The sequence below is a fragment of the Sphingomonas changbaiensis NBRC 104936 genome, from assembly GCF_000974765.1.
GTDB classification, from domain to species: Bacteria; Pseudomonadota; Alphaproteobacteria; order Sphingomonadales; family Sphingomonadaceae; genus Sphingomonas_B; species Sphingomonas_B changbaiensis.
In genome coordinates this window covers 139,312-161,119 of the sequence record NZ_BBWU01000028.1, presented here as the reverse complement: position 1 = coordinate 161,119, position 21,808 = coordinate 139,312, and the positions used below count along the sequence as shown (strand labels likewise).

General features: G+C 66.7%; 26 protein-coding genes. 17 read left to right on the top strand and 9 right to left on the bottom strand.

The features are described 5' to 3' along the window. Positions 1–4 precede the first annotated feature (4 nt). Positions 5–757, top strand: coding sequence for a phytanoyl-CoA dioxygenase family protein (locus SCH01S_RS07280; protein ID WP_052733835.1), 753 nt, complete (start codon positions 5–7; stop codon positions 755–757). A 7-nt stretch (positions 758–764) separates the two neighbouring features. Further along, complete coding sequence (locus tag SCH01S_RS07275; protein WP_046348107.1) at positions 765–2,015, top strand: MFS transporter; 1,251 nt, start codon at positions 765–767, stop codon at positions 2,013–2,015. On the opposite strand, the gene SCH01S_RS07270 is transcribed toward SCH01S_RS07275, so the two are convergent. Both SCH01S_RS07270 and SCH01S_RS07260 read right to left on the bottom strand, forming a co-directional pair. Next, positions 2,012–3,007, bottom strand: coding sequence for a LacI family DNA-binding transcriptional regulator (locus SCH01S_RS07270; protein WP_046348106.1), 996 nt, complete (start codon positions 3,005–3,007; stop codon positions 2,012–2,014). The genes SCH01S_RS07275 and SCH01S_RS07270 overlap by 4 nt on opposite strands. A gap of 710 nt (positions 3,008–3,717) precedes the next feature. Then, positions 3,718–4,986 carry an MFS transporter gene (locus SCH01S_RS07260; protein WP_046348104.1) on the bottom strand — a complete coding sequence of 423 codons (1,269 nt, stop codon included), beginning with the start codon at positions 4,984–4,986 and terminating at the stop codon, positions 3,718–3,720. Between the two features lie 128 nt (positions 4,987–5,114). On the opposite strand from SCH01S_RS07260, the gene pgsA reads away from it, so the two are divergent. Genes pgsA through SCH01S_RS07245 form a run of 3 tightly spaced genes read left to right on the top strand, consistent with a single transcriptional unit; the run spans position 5,115 to position 6,378 of the window. Then, positions 5,115–5,687, top strand: coding sequence for a CDP-diacylglycerol--glycerol-3-phosphate 3-phosphatidyltransferase (gene pgsA, locus SCH01S_RS07255; protein WP_046348103.1), 573 nt, complete (start codon positions 5,115–5,117; stop codon positions 5,685–5,687). Then, positions 5,687–5,944 carry a molybdopterin converting factor subunit 1 gene (moaD, locus tag SCH01S_RS07250; RefSeq protein ID WP_046348102.1) on the top strand — a complete coding sequence of 86 codons (258 nt, stop codon included), beginning with the start codon at positions 5,687–5,689 and terminating at the stop codon, positions 5,942–5,944. Before pgsA ends, moaD begins: the two co-directional genes overlap by 1 nt. Next, a complete protein-coding gene (locus tag SCH01S_RS07245) occupies positions 5,941–6,378 on the top strand; it encodes a molybdenum cofactor biosynthesis protein MoaE (RefSeq protein ID WP_046348101.1) in 438 nt (145 codons plus the stop codon). Before moaD ends, SCH01S_RS07245 begins: the two co-directional genes overlap by 4 nt. Here SCH01S_RS07245 and SCH01S_RS07240 read toward each other — a convergent pair. Next, on the bottom strand, positions 6,375–7,277 hold the full coding sequence (locus SCH01S_RS07240) for a hydrogen peroxide-inducible genes activator (RefSeq protein WP_046348143.1): 903 nt from the start codon (positions 7,275–7,277) through the stop codon (positions 6,375–6,377). The two genes, SCH01S_RS07245 and SCH01S_RS07240, sit on opposite strands and share 4 nt — an antisense overlap. Positions 7,278–7,412: 135 nt before the next feature. Here SCH01S_RS07240 and SCH01S_RS07235 point away from each other — a divergent pair, with 135 nt between their 5' ends. Both SCH01S_RS07235 and ahpD read left to right on the top strand, forming a co-directional pair. After that, on the top strand, positions 7,413–7,958 hold the full coding sequence (locus SCH01S_RS07235; protein ID WP_046348100.1) for a peroxiredoxin: 546 nt from the start codon (positions 7,413–7,415) through the stop codon (positions 7,956–7,958). Positions 7,959–8,017: 59 nt separating this feature from the next. After that, complete coding sequence (ahpD, locus tag SCH01S_RS07230) at positions 8,018–8,539, top strand: alkylhydroperoxidase, AhpD family (protein WP_046348099.1); 522 nt, start codon at positions 8,018–8,020, stop codon at positions 8,537–8,539. Between the two features lie 158 nt (positions 8,540–8,697). On the opposite strand, the gene SCH01S_RS07225 is transcribed toward ahpD, so the two are convergent. Further along, entirely contained in the window at positions 8,698–10,206 is a 1,509-nt protein-coding gene (locus SCH01S_RS07225) for a YifB family Mg chelatase-like AAA ATPase (RefSeq protein ID WP_046348098.1), read from the bottom strand. 96 nt (positions 10,207–10,302) lie between these two features. Between SCH01S_RS07225 and SCH01S_RS07220 the strand changes: the two genes are divergently transcribed. The 7 genes from SCH01S_RS07220 (at position 10,303) to SCH01S_RS07195 (ending at position 14,483) form a co-directional block, all read left to right on the top strand. Continuing rightward, entirely contained in the window at positions 10,303–10,578 is a 276-nt protein-coding gene (locus SCH01S_RS07220) for a hypothetical protein (RefSeq protein WP_245612185.1), read from the top strand. Positions 10,579–10,668: 90 nt separating this feature from the next. After that, positions 10,669–10,803, top strand: coding sequence for a 50S ribosomal protein L34 (gene rpmH / locus SCH01S_RS07215; RefSeq protein WP_046348096.1), 135 nt, complete (start codon positions 10,669–10,671; stop codon positions 10,801–10,803). Positions 10,804–10,859: 56 nt separating this feature from the next. Beyond that, positions 10,860–11,228, top strand: coding sequence for a ribonuclease P protein component (rnpA, locus tag SCH01S_RS16090; RefSeq protein WP_245612184.1), 369 nt, complete (start codon positions 10,860–10,862; stop codon positions 11,226–11,228). Next, positions 11,225–11,434 (top strand): membrane protein insertion efficiency factor YidD, encoded by a 210-nt coding sequence (gene yidD / locus SCH01S_RS16085; RefSeq protein WP_084689445.1) that lies wholly within the window; start codon positions 11,225–11,227, stop codon positions 11,432–11,434. Before rnpA ends, yidD begins: the two co-directional genes overlap by 4 nt. 12 nt (positions 11,435–11,446) lie before the next feature. Beyond that, positions 11,447–13,168: a membrane protein insertase YidC gene (gene yidC / locus SCH01S_RS07205; protein WP_046348094.1), complete on the top strand. Its 1,722-nt coding sequence runs from the start codon at positions 11,447–11,449 to the stop codon at positions 13,166–13,168. Continuing rightward, positions 13,168–13,800 (top strand): ribosome biogenesis GTP-binding protein YihA/YsxC, encoded by a 633-nt coding sequence (gene yihA, locus SCH01S_RS07200; protein ID WP_046348093.1) that lies wholly within the window; start codon positions 13,168–13,170, stop codon positions 13,798–13,800. The genes yidC and yihA overlap by 1 nt, the downstream gene beginning before the upstream one ends. 20 nt (positions 13,801–13,820) lie before the next feature. Further along, complete coding sequence (locus SCH01S_RS07195; protein WP_046348142.1) at positions 13,821–14,483, top strand: glutathione S-transferase family protein; 663 nt, start codon at positions 13,821–13,823, stop codon at positions 14,481–14,483. On the opposite strand, the gene SCH01S_RS07190 is transcribed toward SCH01S_RS07195, so the two are convergent. Both SCH01S_RS07190 and SCH01S_RS07185 read right to left on the bottom strand, forming a co-directional pair. Further along, positions 14,484–15,983 carry a M20/M25/M40 family metallo-hydrolase gene (locus SCH01S_RS07190; protein ID WP_046348092.1) on the bottom strand — a complete coding sequence of 500 codons (1,500 nt, stop codon included), beginning with the start codon at positions 15,981–15,983 and terminating at the stop codon, positions 14,484–14,486. Continuing rightward, the gene (locus tag SCH01S_RS07185) at positions 15,980–16,444 is read right to left on the bottom strand and encodes a cupin domain-containing protein (RefSeq protein ID WP_046348091.1); all 465 of its coding nucleotides are present in this window, start codon (positions 16,442–16,444) and stop codon (positions 15,980–15,982) included. The genes SCH01S_RS07190 and SCH01S_RS07185 overlap by 4 nt, the downstream gene beginning before the upstream one ends. Positions 16,445–16,554: 110 nt before the next feature. On the opposite strand from SCH01S_RS07185, the gene dapE reads away from it, so the two are divergent. After that, a complete protein-coding gene (dapE, locus tag SCH01S_RS07180) occupies positions 16,555–17,673 on the top strand; it encodes a succinyl-diaminopimelate desuccinylase (RefSeq protein ID WP_046348090.1) in 1,119 nt (372 codons plus the stop codon). Here dapE and SCH01S_RS07175 read toward each other — a convergent pair. Further along, positions 17,665–18,423, bottom strand: coding sequence for a sulfite exporter TauE/SafE family protein (locus tag SCH01S_RS07175; protein ID WP_046348089.1), 759 nt, complete (start codon positions 18,421–18,423; stop codon positions 17,665–17,667). The genes dapE and SCH01S_RS07175 overlap by 9 nt on opposite strands. Positions 18,424–18,576: 153 nt before the next feature. On the opposite strand from SCH01S_RS07175, the gene epsC reads away from it, so the two are divergent. Both epsC and SCH01S_RS07165 read left to right on the top strand, forming a co-directional pair. Beyond that, positions 18,577–19,269, top strand: coding sequence for a serine O-acetyltransferase EpsC (gene epsC, locus SCH01S_RS07170; RefSeq protein WP_046348088.1), 693 nt, complete (start codon positions 18,577–18,579; stop codon positions 19,267–19,269). After that, positions 19,266–19,610: a DUF2794 domain-containing protein gene (locus SCH01S_RS07165; RefSeq protein WP_046348087.1), complete on the top strand. Its 345-nt coding sequence runs from the start codon at positions 19,266–19,268 to the stop codon at positions 19,608–19,610. Before epsC ends, SCH01S_RS07165 begins: the two co-directional genes overlap by 4 nt. Before the next feature lie 127 nt (positions 19,611–19,737). Here SCH01S_RS07165 and SCH01S_RS07160 read toward each other — a convergent pair whose 3' ends face one another. Continuing rightward, complete coding sequence (locus SCH01S_RS07160) at positions 19,738–20,841, bottom strand: hypothetical protein (RefSeq protein ID WP_046348086.1); 1,104 nt, start codon at positions 20,839–20,841, stop codon at positions 19,738–19,740. Between the two features lie 56 nt (positions 20,842–20,897). Continuing rightward, the gene (locus SCH01S_RS07155) at positions 20,898–21,797 is read right to left on the bottom strand and encodes an SDR family NAD(P)-dependent oxidoreductase (RefSeq protein ID WP_046348085.1); all 900 of its coding nucleotides are present in this window, start codon (positions 21,795–21,797) and stop codon (positions 20,898–20,900) included. Between the last annotated feature and the right edge of the window lie 11 nt (positions 21,798–21,808).

Below are 21,808 nucleotides of genomic sequence, written 5' to 3'. Positions count from 1 at the left end.
GGTCGTGACCTTCGAGCAGCAATCCCGCCAGTTCGCCGAGCAAGGCTTCGCCGTGTTCCCCGGCGCGCTGGCGGGGGAAGCGCTCCAGCTGTTGCGGCGGGAATGCGACGCCTTCGTCGCCCGCGAGGACGCGCGTATGGATGCGCTTGGCGTCGACACGCTGGGCATCAGCCATCGCGGCAAGCGCTATTTCGCCAACGAGTGCCAGCGCGTCGCGCCTGAGCTGCGCTCGGTGCTGTTCAGCCGGGTCATGGCCGACATTTGCCGCGCGACCCTGGGGGACGACGCCTATTTCTTCTTCGACCAATATGTCGTGAAGGGGCCGGAAGGCGGCATGCCGTTTTCCTGGCATCAGGATTCGGGCTATGTCGTCGGCAATGGCGGCCCTTCCGATCATGCGCCCTATCTCACCTGCTGGTGCCCGCTCGACGACGCAAACCAGGAAAACGGCACGGTGCGGCTGATTCCCGGCAGCCACAGGAACGGCATTTTGCCGCACGACCGCCAGCCCGGCAGCAACGACCTGGTCGGCGCGCCCGCGCAATCGGAAGGGCAGCTCGTGGAGGCCAGGGCAGGGGACGTGGTCGCCTTTTCCAGTCTGACGCTGCACGCGACCGGCGCCAATCGATCGGGCAAGCCGCGGCGGGTTTACCTCGCGCAATACACGCCCGAGGCGATGCTCGACCCCGGCACCCGGCACCTGCGACGCAATGCGATCCCGATCTTGCGCAATGGCGAGCAGGTGACGACCGGCTGATGCCGACGTGACGTTCTCCCGCGGCCGCCGCTGGTTCCTGTTCGCGCTCGCGCTCAGCGCCACGATCCTGAACCTGGTCGATCGCCAGATCATCTCTGTCCTGAAGCCGGACATCGCCGGCGATCTCGGCTGGAGCGACAATGATTACGGTACGCTTGCCGCCTGGTTCCAGGGCGCGGCGGCGGTGGCGTTCCTGTTCACTGGCTGGATCGTCGACCGGCTCGGCGTCAAATGGGCCAACCCGGTCGGCGTCGCGCTCTGGAGCGTGGCGGCGATGGCGCATGCGGTCGCCCGTACATTCGGCCAATTCGTGCTCTGCCGAATCGGCCTTGGCGCGACCGAGGCCATGGGCACGCCGGCGGCGATTAAGACGATCGCGGCGATCTTTCCGCCGGCGCAGCGGTCGCAAGGCTATGGATTGCTGAACGCGGTGGGCAGCCTCGGCGCGATCGTGACGCCGCTGCTGATTCCGTTCGTGGCGCTCGCCTGGGGCTGGCGAGCGGCGTTCCTGCTGGGCGGCGTGCTGGGCCTGGTCTGGTCGTTGCTCTGGGTCGTCGCCGCGCGCGGGCTGCACTTCCAGGGCGACCATGACGATCCGGGCGACCGTCCGGCGACGGGACGCGGCCGCAGCATTCTCACGGAACGGCGAAGCTGGGCGATCGCCATCGCCAAATTCCTGTCCGACGCGACCTGGTGGCTGATGCTGTTCTGGATGCCGGATTTCTTTCACCGCAGCTTCGGCCTGTCCGGCGTCGCGCTTGGGCCGCCGCTCGCAATCGCCTACACATGCGCGGCCCTCGGCGCGGTGATCGCCGGGACGATCACGACCCGGATGATCGCCGCCGGCCATAGCCTCGAACGCGTCCGCAAAGGCGCGCTCCTCGTCGCGGCGCTGTTCGCGACGCCCCTGCCATTCGCAGACCTGGCGCATGACTATTGGCTGGCGGTCGCGCTGCTCGGCCTTGTCATGGCCGCGCACCAGGGCTTTTCGTCGAGCCTGTTCACGCTGATCGCCGACGTGTCGCCGCCGGAGAAGGTCGGCCGGGTGACGAGCTTCGGCGCCTTTGCGGGCAATATCGGCGGCATGGTCATCGCCAAGGTCGCAGGACTCGTGCTAGGCGCCGGGCTCGGTTACCTGCCGCTGTTCCTGTTCGCCGGCTTTTCCTATCTGCTCGCGTTCGCCGCGATCCAGCTGCTGCTGCCCCGCCTGCCGCTGGAGGGCGTCGGGTCAGGCCAGGTGCTGCAGCCCGCGCACTAACCCCAGCGCGGCGCGGTCGAGGCGCGCTCGATCAGCTCCGATTGCAACACGACCTGTTCCGCGGTGCCGGAAAAGAGCAATTCGGCCGCGCGCTCCGCCATCGCGCGGATCGGTTGGCGCATCGTCGTGAGGGGCGGCCAAACGAGCTTGGCGAGATCCGTGTCGTCGAAGCCCGCAATCGAAAGCTGGTCGGGAACCCTGATCCTGCGCTGGTGGGCGACGCTGAGCATGCCCGCCGCCATGTCGTCGCTGCTGGCGAAGATGGCGGTCGGCGCGTCCGGCAGCGCGAGCAATTCCTCGGCCGCGGCCTGGCCGGACCGAAAGTCGAACCATCCTTGCTGCACCAGGCTCAGGTCGAGCGGGATGCCCGCCTCGCGCAGCGCGTCCAGATAGCCGGACAGGCGCTGATTGCTGACCGCAAAACTCCTGTGGCCCACGACGAAACCGATGCGGCGATGGCCGAGCGCGATCAGGCGGCGCGTCATGGCGCGGGCGGCGCCTTCATTGTCGATCGCCACCGACGCGCTCCGCTCCGGCTGCACCCCGGGAGAGATGCGCACATAGGGCGTCCCCGCACGATCGAGCTCGTCCAGCACCGGCTCGTTGTCGACGATCGGCGGCGTCAGGATCGCGCCGTCGAACCCCATCTGGCGAAAAAAGGTGAGCACATCGGCGCCCAGTTCGTCCGCTTCGACTTCATAGGCGTGGACGATCAGCCGCACGCCCTCGGCAGCACAGCGTCCGCGCAGGCCGGCGATCAGGCCGTGCAGATAGTAAGGGCCGGGATTCGAGCAGACCAGCGCGATCTGGAACGATTTGCCGCCGGCCAGCGCGCGCGCCGCCTGGCTCGGCTGGAAGCCCAGCGCCGCCATCGCTTCCTCGACCCGTGCGCGCGTGGCGGGGCGGACATAGCGCTCGTTGTTGATGACGCGGGAAACCGTCTTGATCGAGACCCCCGCAGCTTTGGACACGTCCTTGATATTGGCCCGCATGGCCTCGTTCTGGGCAGAGACAACGAGCCTGTCCAGCCTTGTCAAAGCGTCCTGATCTGAAACAGAATTTAACCACCTTCGGCGCGAGACAGAAACGTAAACGAAACGTTAACATGCTCGTCATGAAACGCAGACTTGTCCTCAGCAACGAAGCCGCGCGACACCCGTTTCGCCAAAGGCTTCCCCGTCCCTCCATGCAGGCGATCGAAGCCGTGCGCGACGATCGCCACGATCTTCGCCTGTTCGCGGTGAGCTTCACCGCGTTCTTCGTCGCGATCTACGGCCTGTTCGGCTGACTGCTGCGGGACTGGCAATATCCGCTAAGCGGGGGCGGACGTTCGATATCAGTCGGGCGCAGCGCCGCATGTGGGGCAGTCAAATGGCCAAGGCCAGAAAATACGGCCCGGCCCAAGGCTAAGCGGCCCATGCCCACAGGATCGGCGGGACTGGATTATGCTGAACGCATAACCGGCACCCACGAGCGGCCCTACAAAGGCAAGCTGCTGCCACCCTTGCGGAAGGGCAAGCAAAGCCACCGCTAAGCTTGCGGGTATAAACAGGTAGGCGGCGATCAGCCGCTTCTTGGCGGTCATGCGCGCAAACTGCCGGACCGCAGCGATGTCCGCAATGGGGCGGAAGGAGACGTCGGCGATCGGCCACCGCCCCGATACGCGGGCACTCGTCAACGCCGCCCAGAACTCTTCCGGAGATCAATCGCAGGCGAGGTGGAGCTTCCAGGCTAGCCAGGCCGACACGAAGCACATGCCCGTGACCATCAGCAGCTGGTCGACCGCGAGCACGCCGAGTGCGCTGAGCGTGAAGGCGAGCAGCGAGCCGACGACCATTGCGCCTGAATTGACGATATTGTTGGCCGCAACCGTCCGCGCGGTCTGGTCCTTGTCCACGGTGGTGGTGAGGAACGCATAGAGCGGCACCACGAACATGCCGCCCGTCACCGCCACGCCCAAGAGCGCGATCAGCAGCACCAGCGCCGACGGGTGGCGGACGAATTCATGGATGTCGTAAAGCTGGCCGGGATGGTCGCCGATCCAGCTCCGCGCGACGGCGTAGAGCAGCAGGATGAAGCCCGCCATCGCGATCACGCTGCCGGGCGCGTAGCGGGCCGAGACCTGGCCCTTGAGCAGCCGGTTGATCGCGACCGATCCGATCGCGACGCCGACCGAAAATACGGCAAGGAACAGACTCGCCACTTGCTGATCCGACGTGAGCACGTTCTTCACCAGCGGCGGAAATTCGATGATCAGCACCGCGCCGATTGTCCAGAAAAAGCTGATCGCACAGATCGCCAGGAACAGGCGCGGGATGTGCATCGTCGCGTTCACCAGCCGCACCGAGGCGCGGACGATATGCCAGTCGAACGTATGTTCCTCATGAAGCGGCGGGGCCGGCGGCACCTGGCGGCCGGCGAACCAGCCGAGCAGCGCGACGCCCAGCACGATCATCGTCGCTTCCTTGGGCGATATGAAACCTGCCAGGATCGTGCCGGCCAGGATTGAGATATAGGTTCCCGCCTCGACCAGGCCGGTGCCGCCCAGCACTTCGTCCGGTTCCAGATGCTGCGGCAGGATCGCGTATTTGATCGGCCCGAAAAAGGTCGAATGCACGCCCATCGCGAGCACCGCTGCCAGCATCAGCGGAATCGACGGCAGCAGCAGCCCCGCGCCGCCGGCGACCATGATCCCGATCTCGGCCGTCTTGACGATCCGCACGATGCCGGCCTTGTCGCGCGTGTCGGCGAGCTGCCCGGACAGCGCGGAAAGCAGGAAGAAGGGAAGGATGAACAGCCCGGTCGCCAGCGCATTGAACTGGGTTTCGACCTTCGGGTCCGAATAGACCTGATAGGTCGCAAACAGCACCATCGAGGTCTTGAACAGATTGTCGTTGAACGCGCCGAGAAACTGCGTCGTGAAAATCGGCAGGAAGCGCCGACGGCCAAGGAGCCGCATCGAAGTCTGCATGAGGTGCGGTGGGCCGTAACCGTTGAAACCGCGTGAGGCTTTACCGGCAAAGGCGCGGAACGGGAAGGGGAGGTTAGGGTGCATGGGTCTGGACCCTCGCCCGGATTGCCCGCTAAGCATTCTGGCGAATGCTGACGCTGCCGAACCTGCTGACCCTGTCCCGCATCTTCGCGGTGCCGATCCTCGTGTTCCTGCTCTGGTATCCCGGCTGGCGGGTCGGCTTCGGCTTTGGATTCGTGCTCTACTGCATCGTCGGCATCACCGATTACCTGGACGGCTACCTGGCCCGCGCGCAGGGGACGGTGTCGAAGCTCGGCGTGTTCCTCGATCCGATCGCCGACAAGATCATGGTTGGCGCGGTGATCGTCATGCTGATCTCGACCGAGGGCGGGCCGCAAAATCATCCGATGATTCACGGCTGGGACGTGATCCCCGCGCTGATCATCCTGCTGCGCGAAATCGCGGTCTCCGGCCTGCGCGAGTTCCTGGCGCAGCTCAGCGTGTCGGTGCCGGTCAGCAAGCTCGCCAAGTGGAAGACGACGTTCCAGATGGTCTCCCTGGGTGCGCTGATCCTGGCCGGCGCGCTGCCGGACCAGGTCTGGATCCACGGCGTCGGGCGCATCTCGCTCTGGGCGGCGGCGGTGCTGACCCTGATCACCGGCTGGGACTATCTGCGCGTCGGCCTGAAGCACATGGACTGATGACGCTGACGATTCTCTATTTTGCTTGGGTGCGGGAGCGGATCGGGGCCAGCGAAGAAGCGGTCGATCTGCCGCAGGCGGTGGCGACCCCGCGCGCGCTGGCGGCCTGGCTTGCGGAGCGCAGTCCCGGCCATCGCGCCGCCCTGTCCGACCTCGCCCGCATCCGGGTCGCGATCGACCAGGAATTCGCCGATCTCGACGCGTCCATCGCGGGCGCGCGGGAGGTGGCCTTCTTTCCGCCGGTGACGGGCGGATGATCGCGGTCGCCGTCCGGCAGGCGCCGTTCTCGATCGATGCTGCTTTGGCGCCGCTCGAGGCGCTCGGCGGCGGCGCGATCGCCAGCTTTGTGGGGCTGGTCCGCGGCGACGATGCCGTCGAGACGCTGACGCTCGAGCATTATCCGGGGATGACGGAAGCCGCGCTCCGTCGATTGGCCGAGGAAGCGGCGGCGCGCTGGTCGCTGCTCGGCGCGACGATCATTCACCGCGTCGGGCCGCTGCGCCGGGGCGAGCGCATCGTCCTTGTCGCCGCCTGCGCCCCGCACCGCCGCGACGCGCTCGACGCCTGCGCCTATCTGATCGACCGGCTGAAGACCGACGCGCCGTTCTGGAAGCGCGAGACACGCGGCGAGGAAGCATCTTGGGTCGAGGCCCGCGCCGCCGATGACGACGCGGCGGAGCGCTGGCGCTAGCGCGCAGCGCTCCGCAGCAGGTCCGCCAGCAGCCGAAAGTCCTTTTCCCGCGGGCTGTTCCTGCGCCAGATGAGCGCGATCTCGCGGGCGGTATGCTCGCCTTCCAGCGGGCGCGCTACGATGCGGGTGTGGTCGAGAATGCCGGCATCGAGGGCCATTTCGGGCAGCATGGTCACGCCCAGCCCGTTGTCGACCATCTGCACCAGCGTGTGCAGCGAGGTGCCGAGCATCGTCGCGTGCGCGCGCAGTTCCGGCCGGTTGCAGGCGGCAAGCGCGTGGTCGCGGAGGCAGTGGCCGTCTTCCAGCAACAGCAGCTTTTCCGGGTCGATCAGATCGGCCGTGACATGCTCGGGCGGCGCGCCGTCTTCTTGCGGAAAGGCGACCATCAGCTGGTCCTCGAGCAGCACCTCGCAATCGACGTCGCCGCAGGCATAGGGGAGCGCGAGCAGCACGCAGTCGGCGCCGCCGCGGCTCAGCGACTCGCAGGCCGCCGCGCTCGGCTCCTCGCGCAGATAGAGCTTCAGCTCCGGCCGCTCCTTGCGGATGTGCGGCAGGATGCGCGGCAGCAGGAACGGCGCGATCGTCGGGATCACGCTCATCCGCATTTCGCCGGACAGCGGCTTGCCGGCGGCTCGGGCGAGATCGGCCAGCTCCTCTGCCTCGCGGAGCACCCGCCGGGCCTTTTCCGCGATCTTCTCGCCTGTCGGCGTGAAACGAACCACCCGGCGGGTGCGTTCGACCAGTGTGATGCCGATAAGCGATTCGAGTTCGCGCAGCCCGGCCGACAGTGTGGATTGCGTGACGAAACAGGCGTCGGCGGCGCGGCCGAAATGGCCATAGTCGTGCAGGGCGACGAGATACTGCAGTTGCTTCAGCGTCGGCAGGTAGGTGCTGCTCACCACATCGTCCCAGTCGATCAATAGGGATTGAATAATCTATTGGATCGATTTGTGCCAGCCCCTATATCGGCCAGCGTTGAGCGGGAACGACGAGTCGTGCCCGCCTTGCAGGTTCAAACACAAGGAGACGAAACCATGCTGACCGTTGGCGACAAGCTTCCCGCACTCACCCTTCCCGTCCAGCAGGGCACTTCGGCGCTTCCCGCCGGCGAAACGATCGACCTTGGCCAGACCAACGGCAAGTGGAAGATCCTGTTCTACTGGCCGAAGGATTTCACCTTCGTCTGCCCGACCGAGATTGTCGGCTATGGCAGTCTGAAGGGCGATTTCGCGGATCGCGACGCCGAGCTGATCGGCGCCTCGACCGACACCGCGCACGTCCATTTTGCATGGCGGCGCTCCGATCCGGAGCTGGCCCAGGCGGATTTCCCCTGGGTTGCCGATAACGGCGCCAAGCTGGCCGAAGCGCTGGGCATTCTCGATAAGGATGAGCACGTCGCTTACCGCGCGACCTTCATTGTCGACCCCGACAATGTGATCCAGCACGTGACGGTTAACGGCCTGAACGTCGGCCGCAATCCGCAGGAGACCCTGCGCGTCCTCGACGCGCTGCAGACTGACGAGCTCTGCCCCTGCAACTGGAGCAAGGGCGAAGAAACCCTTCACCCGATCGCGGCGTAAGCCTCAAACGGGCGCGGGGTTCCACGACTCCGCGCCCGAACTCTGTCTGGAGATCATCCATGTCCCTCAAGCAATTCGCGGACACGCTTCCCGATTTCGCGAAGGATCTGCGGCTGAACGTCAGCTCGATCCTCAACGACCAATTGCTGGGCGACCAGCGCAAATATGGGCTGCTGCTCGCGACCGCGCACGGCACCGGTTATCGTCCGCTCGTGGCGGCGGCGGAGGCCGAGGTCGAAGGCAAGCTGAGCGCCGAGGCCGCCAATGCGGCGCGTGCGGCGGCGGCGGTGATGGCGATGAACAACGTGTATTACCGCTTCACCCACCTCGCCTCGAACCCCGAATACCAGACCATGCCGGCCAAGCTGCGCATGAACGTGATCGGCAATCCCGGCATCGACAAGGCGGACTTTGAGCTGTTCAGCCTCGCCGTCTCCGCCCAGAACGGCTGCGGCATGTGCATCGACAGCCACGAAAAGGTGCTGCGCCAGCATGGCGTGAATGCGGAAACGATCCAGGCCGCGGCGCGCGTGGGCGCCGTGATGACCGCGGTCGCGACCGTGCATTCGGCGATCAACTAAGTCCCAAATCCTCCCCGGAACGGGGAGGGGGACCAAGGCGCGAAGCGGCTTGGTGGAGGGGCCGGAGCGAAGCGGAGGTGGCGGCATCCTCGCTGCGCTGCGGCCCCTCCACCACTCGCCTGCGGCGAGCGGTCCCCCTCCCCGTTCCGGGGAGGAGTTTAGTTCCGCGGCGCTTGGCGGCGATAGCTCAGCGCTTCGGCCACATGGATGCGGCCGACCGTGTCCGCGCCCGCAAGGTCTGCGATCGTCCGCGCCACGCGCTGGATGCGCGTATAGCCGCGCGCCGACAGCCGCATTGCCTCCGCCGCCTGCGCCAGCAGCTTGCGGCCCGGCTCGTCGGGCGTGGCGACGGCCTCCAGCACGGCGCCGTCCGCTTCCGCATTGGTACGCACGCCATTGCCGTTATAGCGCAGCGTCTGGACCTCCCGCGCCGCCCGCACGCGCGCGCCGACTTCGGCCGAGCCTTCGCTGGGCGGCGGCAGCACCAGGTCGGCAGCGCTCACGGCGCCGACTTCCACGTGCAGGTCGATGCGGTCGAGCAGCGGGCCACTGACCTTGGCCTGGTAATCGGCGGCGCAGCGCGGCGCGCGGGCGCAGGCGAGGGCAGGGTCGCCCAGATGCCCGCAGCGGCACGGGTTCATCGCCGCGATCAACTGCACCCGCGCCGGAAAGGTTACATGCGCATTGGCGCGCGCGACGCTGACATTGCCGGTCTCGAGCGGCTGGCGGAGCGAATCGAGCACCGTGCGCTGGAACTCGGGCAACTCGTCCAGGAACAGCACGCCCAGATGCGCGAGGCTGACTTCGCCCGGCTTTGCGCGAATGCCGCCGCCGACCAATGCCGCCATCGATGCCGAATGATGGGGGCTGCGAAAGGGCCGGGTGCGCGAGATTCGCCCTCCTTCGAGTGCGCCGGCCACGCTCGCGACCATCGACACTTCGAGCGCTTCGCCGGCCGTGAGCTCGGGAAGGATGCCGGGCAGGCACGCCGCCATCAGCGACTTGCCCGCGCCCGGTGGGCCGATCATCAGCAGATTGTGCCCGCCCGCCGCCGCGATCTCCAGCGCGCGCTTCGCGGTCTCCTGGCCTCTGACCTGGGAGAGATTCGGGCCCCGTTCCGGATCGTCGGCCAGGCCTGGAGTGGGGGCCGGCAGCAAAGCCGTACCTCGCAAGTGATTCAGCAAGGAGAGCAGGTCGGGCGCGGGAATCACTTCGATCGAGCCGGCCCAGGCCGCCTCGCCCCCCTGCGCCGCAGGGCAGATCAGGCCGAGCTGCCGCTCCGATGCGTGAAGCGCCGCCAGCAACACGCCCGGAGAGGAAGCGACACGGCCGTCCAGCCCCAGTTCCCCGACGATCAGATATTGGCTGAGCGTCTCCGCATCGACCACGCCCATCGCAGCGAGCAGGCCGAGGGCGATCGGCAGGTCGTAATGCGATCCTTCCTTCGGCAGGTCTGCGGGGGAGAGATTGACCGTGATATGCTTGGGCGGCAGCGACAGGCCCAGCGCCGCGATTGCGCTCCGCACCCGCTCGCGGCTTTCGGCCACCATCTTGTCGGGCAGGCCGACCACGACGAATTTCGGCAGGCCCGGCGTCAGCTGGACCTGAACTTCGACGGCGCGCGCTTCCAGCCCTAAATAGGCTGCCGTCGAGACGATGGCGACCATGATTACTCCCCCTGATCAGGCACATAGCCATAAGGCTGACGTCATGTCGAGCCGTGCCGCTTGCACCGGGGGGCCGCCCGTCCCATGTGCTCGGCCGTGAAAGCGCCTCCCGATTCCGTTCTCCGTATCGTCTATCTGGGCCTGGGCTGGCTGCTGATCGTGCTGACTCCGATCGTCGGCGCGTTGCCGGGGCCGGGCGGCATCTTCGTGTTCGCGGGCGGCGCGGCGCTATTGCTCAAGAATTCGAACTGGGTGAAGCGCGCTTATGTCCGCTACACGCGCCGCTATCCCAGTCATGGGCGGCTTGCGGACAAGGTGTTGCGCCGCGCACCGGCGCCGCGTGGCCGCGCCAAGCCGGAGAGATCGGATTGACTTTGCGCGGCATTCCGCATAACCGCGCCGCAACGGTGTGGCCGCCCTTGTTTGGCGGCCCTTTTTGTTCAGAATTTTAAGGAATGAGCGATGAAGCGCACGTTTCAGCCGAGCAACCTGGTGCGCAAGCGGCGCCACGGGTTCCGCGCGCGGATGGCGACAGTGGGCGGCCGCAAGGTGATCGCGGCGCGCCGCAATCGCGGCCGCAAGGTCCTGTCGGCCTAAAGAAACTCATTCGTCGCGCGGATTTCCTCGCGGCGAATGCAGGCCGCAGGGCGCCGATGCCCGGCTTCGTCCTTCTGGTCCGCCCGCGCGGCGACGACGATCCGGCCATGCGCTACGGCATTACCGTCACGAAGAAGATCGGCGGCGCGGTTATCCGGAACCGGATGAAGCGCCGCTTTCGTGCGCTTGCGGCCGAGCTGCTGCCGGAACGAGGCCTGGCCGGCGCCGATCACGTGCTGATCGGACGCGCGGGTGGGGTGGAACGCGACTTCTCACTGCTGCGAGCGGAACTGGTGAAAGCGTTGGGGAGATTGGCTCAAGAGCCGGTTCGGCCTGAGCCTGTCGAAGGCCTCCCTTCTTCTGGCGGCGCTGAAAGGAAAGGGAGGGCTTCGACAGGCTCAGCCCAAACCGGGAGGAGAGCATGACCTCAGTGCTCGTCCGCCTTGCCCGCTTCTGGCAGCGCTATCCGTCCGCGATCCTCCCGCCCTCGTGCCGCTACACGCCGTCATGTTCGGCCTATGCAATCGAGGCAGTGGAGCGCTATGGCGCGGCGCGGGGCGGTTGGCTGGCGGTGAAGCGCCTGTGCCGCTGCCACCCCTTTGGCGGGCATGGATACGACCCCGTCCCATGATTGGAGCGAGACTTGGATAACCAGCGCAACATGATCCTTGCGATCGTGCTTTCGGCCATCGTGTTGTTCGGCTGGAGCGCGCTGTCGAATCGCTTCCTGCCGACCGCCAACCCGCCGGTGACCAAGGTCGTGCACGGCAAGCAGGTGCCGCTGCCGAACCCCGCCGCCGACGCGACGGCCGACAAGCCGCAGGCGCTGCGCAGCCGCGCGATCGTGCTGGGCGAAACGCCGCGGGTGCGGATCGACACGCCGTCGGTCGCCGGCTCGATCAACCTGAAGGGCGCGCGCGTCGACGATCTGGTGCTGAAGCGCCACCGCGAATCGATCGCGAAGAACTCGCCGCCGGTGCGGCTGCTGTCGCCCGAAGGCGCGCCGGGCGCGGTCTATGCGCAATTCGGATGGGCCGGGCAGGGCCTCGCGGTGCCCGGCAACGACACCGTCTGGCAGGCGGATGGCCAACTGCTCGCGCCGGGCAAGCCGGTCACGCTCAGCTGGACCAACGGCGCCGGCCAGACCTTCCGCATCCGCCTCGCGATCGACCAAAATTACATGATCACCGCCGATCAGAGCGTCGCCAACGGCGGAGCGGCCCCGGTCGCGGTGCGTCCGTTCGCGCTGGTGAAGCGCACCGGCGTCTCGACGGACCCGAGCACCTGGACGCAGCACACCGGCCCGATCGGGGTGTTCGACGGCACCGCGAACTACAAGGTCAACTTCAAGGATCTGGATAGCGCCGGGCCGCAGGGCCAGAGCTTTACCTCGACCGGCGGCTGGCTGGGCTTCACCGACAAATATTGGCTGACGGCGCTCGCGCCGGCGCCCAATGCGCACATCAACGCCTCATTCCGTGCGATCGGCGACAAGGTGTATCTGGCGGCGTTGACGCCGACGGACCAGACGGTCGTCGCGCCGGGCAAGGTCGCGACGACGTCGCTGCACCTCTTCTCCGGTGCGAAGGAAGTGTCGGTCCTTCAGAATTATGAGAACGATCTCAACATCGCCGGTTTCGACAAGGCGATCGACTGGGGCTGGTTCAGTTTCTTCGAGCGGCCGATCTTCTGGTTGCTCGATACGATGTTCAAGGCGGTCGGCAATTTCGGCGTCGCCATCATCCTGCTGACGCTGATCGTGCGCGGCGCGATGTTCCCGATCGCGCAGCGCCAGTTCGCGTCGATGGCTGCGATGCGCTCGCTGCAGCCCAAAGTGAAAGCGCTGCAGGAGCGGCACAAGGACGACAAGGCGAAGCTGCAGCAGGAAATGCTGGAACTCTACAAGCGTGAGAAAGTGAACCCGCTCGCCGGCTGCCTGCCGATCGTGCTGCAAATCCCGATCTTCTACGCGCTCTACAAGGTGCTGATGCTGACGATCGAGATGCGGCACCAGCCGTTCGTGCTGTGGATCAAGGACCTGTCCGCGCCCGATCCGGCAACGCCGATCAACCTGTTCGGCTATCTGAACTTCACGCCGCCGCACATGCTGGCGCTGGGTGTGCTGCCGATCCTGCTCGGCGTCACCATGTACATCCAGTTCAAGCTGAATCCGGCCCAGATGGACCCGGTCCAGCAGCAGGTCTTCTCGATCATGCCCTGGATCTTCATGTTCATCATGGCGCCGTACGCGGCCGGGCTGCAGCTCTACTGGACGGTCTCGAACCTGCTCGCGATCGCGCAGCAGAAGTGGCTCTACAGCCGCTATCCTGCGCTCAAGAACAACCCGAACACCGCGACCACCTGATGGACGAGGAACTGATCGAACAGGCGCGGAAGCTGTTCGCGGGGCCGATCGCGTTTTTGAAGTCGGCGCCGGAGCTCAAGTTCCTGCCCGATCCGGATGCGCCCGAAGTCGCGTTCGCGGGCCGTTCGAACGTCGGCAAGTCGTCGCTGCTGAACGCGCTGACCGGCCGCAACGGCCTGGCGCGGACCTCGAACACGCCGGGACGAACGCAGGAGCTCAATTTCTTCGATGTCGGCGATCCGCTGCAGCTGCGGCTCGTCGACATGCCCGGCTATGGGTTCGCTAAGGCGCCCAAAGACCTGATGCGGCGGTGGAAATACCTCGTGAACGATTTCCTCCGCGGCCGCGCGGTGCTGAAGCGCGTGCTGGTGCTGGTCGACAGCCGCCACGGGCTGAAGGATGTCGACCGCGAGCTGATGGACATGCTGGACAAGGCCGCCGTGTCCTACCGCCTCGTCCTCACCAAGGCCGACAAGGTGAAGGCGACCGAACTCGCCAAGGTCCGCGATGCGACCAGCGCGGAGGCCCGCAAGCACCCCGCTGCCCATCCGGACGTGATCGCGACGTCCAGCGAAAAGGGCATGGGGATTCCGGAGCTTCGTGCGGCGGTGCTGGAATCCACCCTCGCTTAGCGGCTACAGGGCCCCGCATGTTGAAGCTCTTCATCGGCAACAAAGCCTATTCCAGCTGGTCGATGCGCGGCTGGCTTGCGGTCAAGCAGTCCGGCCTCGCGTTCGAGGAAGCGACCGTCCCGCTGTTCGACGAGGACTGGAACCGCAGGCGGGAGGGCGACGAGTTCGCGCCAAGCCAGGGCAAGGTGCCGATCCTGTGGGAAGGCGACGTGGTCGTCTGGGATTCGCTCGCGATCATCGACTGGCTGGCGGACAAGGTCGGCCGCGACATTTTCTGGCCCAAGGACGAAGGCGCGCGGGCGATGGCGCGGTCGATGGCGGCGGAAATGCACTCCAGCTATCCGAACCTGCGCCGCGACCTGCCGATGAACGTCCGCAGGCAATTCCCGCCCGGTCGGCTCAGCCCGGAGGTGGTGCAGGAAATCGGCCGCATTCTCGGCCTCTGGGCGCAAGCCCGCGCGCGCTATGGCGGTACCGGCAAGTTCCTGTTCGGCGACTATAGCGCGGCCGACATCATGTTCGCGCCGGTCGCGACCCGCTTCGTCACCTACTCCGTCCCGCTGCCCGGCTTTGCCGCGACCTATGTCGAGGCGCTGTTCACCCACCCCCATATCCGCCAGTGGATCGAGGACGCGCAGGATGAGGCCTGGACGATCGAGAAATACGAGCAGCCGGTCGCCTGATCACCAGTTCATGTCGGCGAGCAGCCCGGCATAAACCTCGATCCCGTCCCAGAGATTGCCCAGCCGCAGATTCTCGTTTCGCGCGTGCTGGTTGTCGTCGAAATTCGCGATGCTGACGCCGACCATCGGCACGTCCAGCGCATTCACGACGTCCGCAATGCCCGAGCTGCCGCCGCTGATCGGCAGCTTCAGCACCGGATAGCCGACCGTGCGGCCGATCGACTGCGCGACCGCGCCTGCTGCCGGCGTATCCAGCGGCGTCTTGACCGCTTCCGAGCTTCCCTCGTCCCAATCGACGCGCACGATCTTGGGATGCGCAAGACGCGTGGCGGCATCGGGCGTGGCGTGGACGACGAACCAGCCCTGGCCGGCCAAATGACGCTCGACCTGCTCCCGGACCCGCGCCGGCTTCTGGTTCGGCACCAGCCGGATGTCGAACGACGCGGTCGCTTCGGTGGCGATGGCATTGGCCGCGTCCGGCCCTTCATCGCCGACATGGATCGCGCGGACGTTGAAGGTCGGCTGGAGATAGCCGTTCGCCAGCCGCTCCGTGAGCGTGCGCCCAATCGCGAACTGCCGGCGCAAATCATCTTCGATCGGCGGCAGCGCGGCGAGCGCATCCCGATCGGCGGCGGTCAGCGGCGCCACATCGTCATAGATGCCGGGGATCAGGATCTTTCCGTCGTCATCGCGCATCGACGCGATCAGCCGCGCCATCATCACCGACGGGCTGGGCACCCAGCTGCCGTAATGGCCGTCGTGCAGCGGCCGGTTCGGGCCATAGACGGTCATCCGGAATCCGGTGATGCCGCGATTGCCGAAATTGATCATCTGCTTGCCTGACTGGTGCATCGGCCCGTCGCCCATGATCAGCAGGTCGGCCTTCAGCAGGTCGCGGTTGGCGCGCACGATCTCGGCCAGATGCGGCGAGCCTTGTTCCTCCTCGCCTTCCCAGATGATCTTGATGTTGACGCTGGGCTTGATGCCGCGCGCCTTCAGCGCGTCGAGCGCGCTCAGCATCGCCTGGACGGACGCCTTGTCGTCCCCGGTGCCGCGACCGTAGATGCGCCAGTCGGGGTTCAGCGGGCCGGAAGCGCTGCGCCAGTCCACGATCTGATCGCCGGCGCGCACAACCGGCTCGAAGGGTTTGCTGGTCCAGCCCTTCTGTCCGATCGGCTGACCGTCATAATGGGCGTAGAACAGCACGGTCCGCTTGGCTCCCGGCGTACGCCTCTCGCCATAGACGGTGGCCGGAGTGCCTTCGCTCGCGCGCAGCAGCCGGGTCGTAAAGCCGCGGGCCTGAAGCTGCCCGGAAAGAAAGGCCGCGTTCCGGTCCACGTCCGCCAGCGTGGTGGCGACGTTCGGCATTGCGACGAATGCCGAGAAATCCTCCAGCAGCTGCCGCTCATGGGCATGCCGCCAGGCGCGGACGTCGGGCGCCGGCGTCTTGGCGGGAAGGGCGGTGGCAATGAAGGCCAGGCAAAGCAACGCGCGTTTCATTTCGTCTCCCAATCGAAGTCGCTGCCGTCCTTGCGCTTCTGGCGGCCGGTGCCGGCGAACAGGTGCATGTCGATATCCGGATAGTGGCAGTCGGTGACCGCTGGCCGGCCGATGGCGACGTAGACGCAGTCGGCATCGCTTTCGTTGACCAGCATATGGCCGTTGCCGTCGTTCTTGGGAAAGGCGGCGACGTCGCCGGCGCGCATCGGCGTGCGTCCATCGTCGTCGACCAGGGTCGCTTCGCCCGCGATCATCACGACCAGCTCATCCTCGCCCTCATGCCAATGGCGCTGGGCCGACCAGGCGCCGGGCTTCAGCACGACATGGCTGACGCCGAAATCTGTGATGCCGGACGCAGGCGCGAGGCGCCGATACCAGCGCTCCTTCACTTGCACGGCATATTCGGGCGGATAGCCGGTGGCATTGGTCTGCGGGATTTGGTCGAGATCGAGCTTGGGCATACCCCCCTCCGCGTCATTCCGGCGAACGCCGGAATCCACCTTCTTCTTTTCCGCCGAACCCGTCAGAAGAAAAGATGGATTCCCGCTTTCGCCGGTATGACGGAGAATAAATGAGCGTCGTCGAGCTTACGAAGCAGCTGATTGCGTGCCCCAGCATCACGCCCGCGCGGGGTGCTGTGTTCGACGCGGTCGAGGCTATGCTCACCGCCCGGGGCTTCACGATCGACCGTTTCGCGGCCGGCGAAGCGCCGGACGGTCCGGTCGAGAACCTGCTCGCCTGGCGGGGCGAGGGCGGGCCGCATTTCGCCTTTGCCGGCCACCTCGACGTCGTGCCGCCGGGCGAGGGCTGGTCGGCCGACCCGTTCGCGGCCGAAGTGCGGGGCGATCTGCTGTACGGCCGTGGCGCCGTCGACATGAAGGGCGCGATCGCCGCTTTCATCGCCGCGCTGGACCGCCTCGAGCAGGGCCGGGGCACGATCAGCCTGATCCTGACCGGCGACGAGGAAGGGCCGGCGATCTTCGGCACCCGCGCCCTGATCGAGCGCATGGGAGAGCGCGGGCTGAAGCCGGACCTCTGCCTGGTCGGCGAGCCCACATCGGTCCACCGCCTCGGCGACACGATCAAGATCGGCCGCCGCGGCTCGGTCAACATCTGGATCGAGGTTCCCGGCATCCAAGGGCATGTCGCCTACCCGACGCTCGCCGACAATCCGATCCCGAAGCTGGTGCGCGCGCTCGCCGCGATCGACGCTGTCCATCTGGACGACGGCACCGACTGGTTCCAGCCGTCGAATATCGAGATCACCGACCTCGAGGTCGGCAATCCGGCGACCAACGTGATTCCGGCACGCGCCAAGGCCCGGCTCAGCATCCGCTTCAACGATCTGCACCGGGGGGACGATCTCGCCGCCCGCGTGCGCGATCTGGTGCTGGCAGAGGCGCCCGACGTCGTCGTCACGCCGCGCGTGTCGGGCGAGGCGTTCCTGACCGAGCCGGGGCCGCTGTCGACCCTGGTCGCATCGGCGATCCGCACGCACACCGGCATCGAGGCGGAGCTTTCGACCAGCGGCGGCACATCCGACGCCCGTTTCCTGTCGAAGCTGTGCCCGGTCGTCGAGTTCGGCCTTCCCAACGCGACGATGCACAAGCTGGACGAGGCCGTCGCGCTCGCCGATCTGGAAGCTCTGGTCGAAATCTATGCCGAGATCGTGCGCCGCGCCTTAGGCTAGCGCGCCGTAGATCGAAAAGCCGGACGTCGCCACCAGCAAGCTGCCGACGAAGCCCATCAGTTTGCGCGCCGACAGGCGCTTGACCAGCACGGCCCCGAACGGCGCGGCCGCCAGTCCGCCGATCAGGATGCCGATCGTCTGCGCGGTGAACGCAGCCCAGCCGAGCGTCCATAGGAACGTCGCCGAGATCGTCGCGGTCAGGAAGAATTCGGCGGTGTTCACAGTGCCGACGGTCTTGCGCGGGTTCGCGCCCTGAACCAGCAGGTTGGACGTGACCACCGGACCCCAACCGCCGCCGCCCGCCGCGTCGAGGAAGCCGCCGGCCAGGCCCAGCGGCTCGACGAAGCGAGGCGTGCGATGCTCATGCTCGCCCTGCCAGGCGCGGAACAGCAGATACACGCCGATCGCGCCGAGATAGGCCATGACGAACGGCCGGGCCACGCTCGCGTCAATGTTGCTGAGCAGATAGGCGCCAATCGCGCCGCCGATCACGCCCGGGATCATCAGCCGCAGAAACAGCTTCCAGTCGACATTGCGGTGGAAGGTATGGCTGATGCCCGATGCCGCGGTCGTGAACGTTTCGACCGCATGCACGCTGGCGGACGCTGCGGCGGGGGGCACCCCCATGACGCTCATCAGCAACGTGGAGTTGATCACCCCGAACGCCATGCCGAGCGCGCCGTCGATCAGCTGCGCGGCAAAGCCGATGCCGACGAACGGAAGCAGCGAGATCAGGTCCGAAGGGCTCAACCGGCATACTCCCGCTCGTGGTCAAGCCTGAATTGCGCCTCAGGCTCCTGTCCGGCAAGACAGAAGCGCTTGGGCGATGCGAAGCCGAAACATTCATCAACTGGCAATCCGATCTGGGCATTCCTAGATATCCGGCGTAAGGGAGGCACACGCATGGCGAGCCGGCTATTCGCTTATCTGGATTCGATCCGCGCGCGCGATCCCGCGCCCCGCAGCCGGTGGGAGATTCTGCTCTACCCGGGGGTGCTGGCGGTCGCGCTTCACCGCATTGCGCACTGGCTGTTCGAAGGCGAGCTGTTCTTCCTCGCGCGCTTCGTCAACCATCTATCGCGTTTCCTGACCGCGATTGACATTCATCCGGGCGCGAAGATCGGGCGCAACCTGTTCATCGACCACGGCTTTACCGTGATCGGCGAGACTGCCGAGATCGGCAACGACGTCACGATCTATCAATGCGTGACGCTGGGCGGCACCAACCCCGCCGACGGCGTTGCCGGCAAGCGCCACCCGACGCTTGAAGACGGCGTGATCATCGGATCGGGCGCGCAGGTGCTCGGACCGATCACGGTCGGCAAGGGTGCGCGCATCGGCGCCAACGCGGTCGTCACGAAAGAGGTGCCGGACGGCGCGGTGATGGTCGGGATTCCGGCCAAGCCGACGCTGGTCGATGCGGTCGAATATCAGAAGGATTTCGTGCCCTATGGCACGCCGTGCTCGGACCTTTGCGACCCGGCCGGGCAGCGGCTGGAAGGCATGAAGGCGGAAATCGACCGGCTGCAGGCCAAGATCGACGCGCTGCTGACCGAGCGCAAGCAAACAGCGGAGCGGCAAGACCTCTTCGGATGAGCAACATTCACCCTTTTCCGGTATCGCAGCGCTGGGGCGGGCAGGTCGGCTTCGACCGGCCGGAACTGATGCGCATCCTCGATCTCTATGGCCGGATGGTCGCGGCCGGCATGTGGCGGGATTATGCGATCGATCTGGGCCGCGATGCCGCCGTGTTCAGCGGCTTCCGCAGGACCGCCGAACGTCCCGAATTCCGCATCGAAAAACGCCCGGCCTTGCGCCACCGGCAGGGCCAATGGGCGCTGATCGGCGAAGGCGGCACTGTGCTGAAGCGCGGCCATGAGCTCGGCCCGGTGCTGGCGCCCGTCGAGCGGCGGCTGCTGAAATTGGTCCAGAACTGAATCCCTCTCCGGTTCGGAGAGGGAGGGGCCCGTTCGCGAAGCGAGTGGGAGGGTGAGGGCGAACTGATTTATCACCCTCACCCCGCTCGGGCTGCGCCCGAGTCGACCCTCTCCCGAAGGGAGAGGGTCAGGCCGTCCGCGCCTCCGCAGCCACCGCCACCTCATGCGTCGGCGGCAGCTTTGCGCGCAGCCCTTCCGGCAACCGCTCGACGATCACGGCGCGCACCGTATGCCAGTAGGCGGAGAGCAGCAGCAGCGCCGATCCGATCACCAGTGCGGTCAGCGCGACGTTGAGCCCCACCGCGCCCAGCTCCCGGAACAAGGCGCTCAGCGCGTACAGCACATAGGCCAGCGCCGACACCATCAGCGCGCGCCGGTCGATGATCAGCGCGACCCCTGCCAGCAGCACGTAGAGCAGGACCACGATCACCGCGCTTGCCATCGACACATTGTTATCGAGCACGCCCAGCGCCTGGAACACTGGATGGACGATCAGCGGAGCTGCGAGCAGGTGCAGCCAGAAGGCGACATCGGCGCGGCGGGTCGTGCGCTCCCGGTCCGACGCATCCCAGCGCATCGCGACGCCGAACACTGCCAGGCCAAGCAGGAAGGCACTGGCCAACATCGCGTCACGCAGGGCAGGGCTGTCTCCGAGTGCGGTGGCGATAAGCGCGATGATCAGGCCGACACCCGCGGCCGCCCCCGCCGCGACCGTGATCGGCACGCGGAAGCGCCGCCAGTGCAGCCAGGTCGCGCCCGCTGCGACCGCGGCGGCAGCGGCTGCGATCATGGCGACCGTGCGTGGATCGGCTTCGTTGTTCAGCGTCGTCTTGTCCAATGTCAGGCCGATCCCGATTGCGACCGTCGCGAACACGCCACCGGTGAAGGCAAGCAGCAACAGGATGCTCGGCAGTGCCAGCCGGCGCTTGCGCGTGAAGAACTCGGCCAGCGCCCAGCTCGCCGCGGCGACGAGCACGCCCGAGCTCAGCGACGGCCCTTCGCCGCCCAGCCGCGGCCCGATGTCCTGCCCGATCCAGGCCAGGGCGACCAGCAGCAGCACGCTGGCGATCGCGACGAAGATGTCATTGAAGCCGCTGAGCAGCCGGAACTGCTCCTCGTCCACAACGGGCGTGGCGCTCTTTTCAGCGAGGTAGCGCCTGAGCGCCCCCGCCGCTTCGGCCGAGATAGCCCCCGCGGCGACGGCACGTTCGAGATCGGTATCGCTGTACATCGGCAATCCTCCCGGGCCGACGCATAGCAGAAGTGTATTGGTCTAGCAATACAGTGCTATCCGCCCTGCAGCAGCTTCAGGATCGCCATCGATTGCTCGCCGCCGGATTGCGGGACGATCTCGCCGCTGCGGTCGGTGATTTCGGCCCAATGCGCGGCGATGCCCTCCGGCGTGCGCTCGCTCTCGGGCAGCAGCACGCCCGGCGTCATCGTCACATAGGCGGCGTGGAACGCGCCGGCGCCCGCGCCGATGATCATGTTGGACGGCGCATCCTCGCTGACCAGGTACAGCGCGGCGGGCACGACATTCTCGGGCGCGAACGCCTTGAACGCCTCGGGTGGGAACAGGTCTTCGGTCATCCGCGTGCCGGCGACCGGCGCGATCGTGTTGACCCGCACGTTATACTTGGCGCCTTCGAGGTTCAGCGTCTTGGTGAGGCCGGCGAGGCCGAGCTTTGCGGCGCCGTAATTGGCTTGGCCGAAATTGCCGTAGAGACCGGTCGAAGAAGCAGTCATCAGGATCCGGCCATAGGCCTGCTCGCGCATCGTGTCCCAGACGGCCTTGGTGCAGTTGGCGGAGCCGTTCAGGTGGACGTCGACGACGAAGCGGAAGTCCGCCGGCTCCATCTTGGCGAAGCTCTTGTCGCGCAGCACGCCGGCGTTGTTGATCAGGATATGGACGCCGCCCCAGCGCTCCTTCGCCTTGGCGACCATCTCGACCATCTGCTCATATTCGGTGACGCTGCCGCCGTTCGACATCGCCTCGCCGCCCGCCGCCTCGATCTCGGCGACAACCTTGAGCGCCGCATCCGAGTGGCCGGTGCCGTCGCGGGCGCCGCCGAGATCGTTGACGACGACCTTGGCGCCGCGCCGGGCGAGTTCCAGCGCATAGGCGCGGCCGAGCCCGCCGCCGGCGCCGGTGACGATCGCGACGCGGTCCTTGAAGCTGATGGTCATGTGAAAAGAGC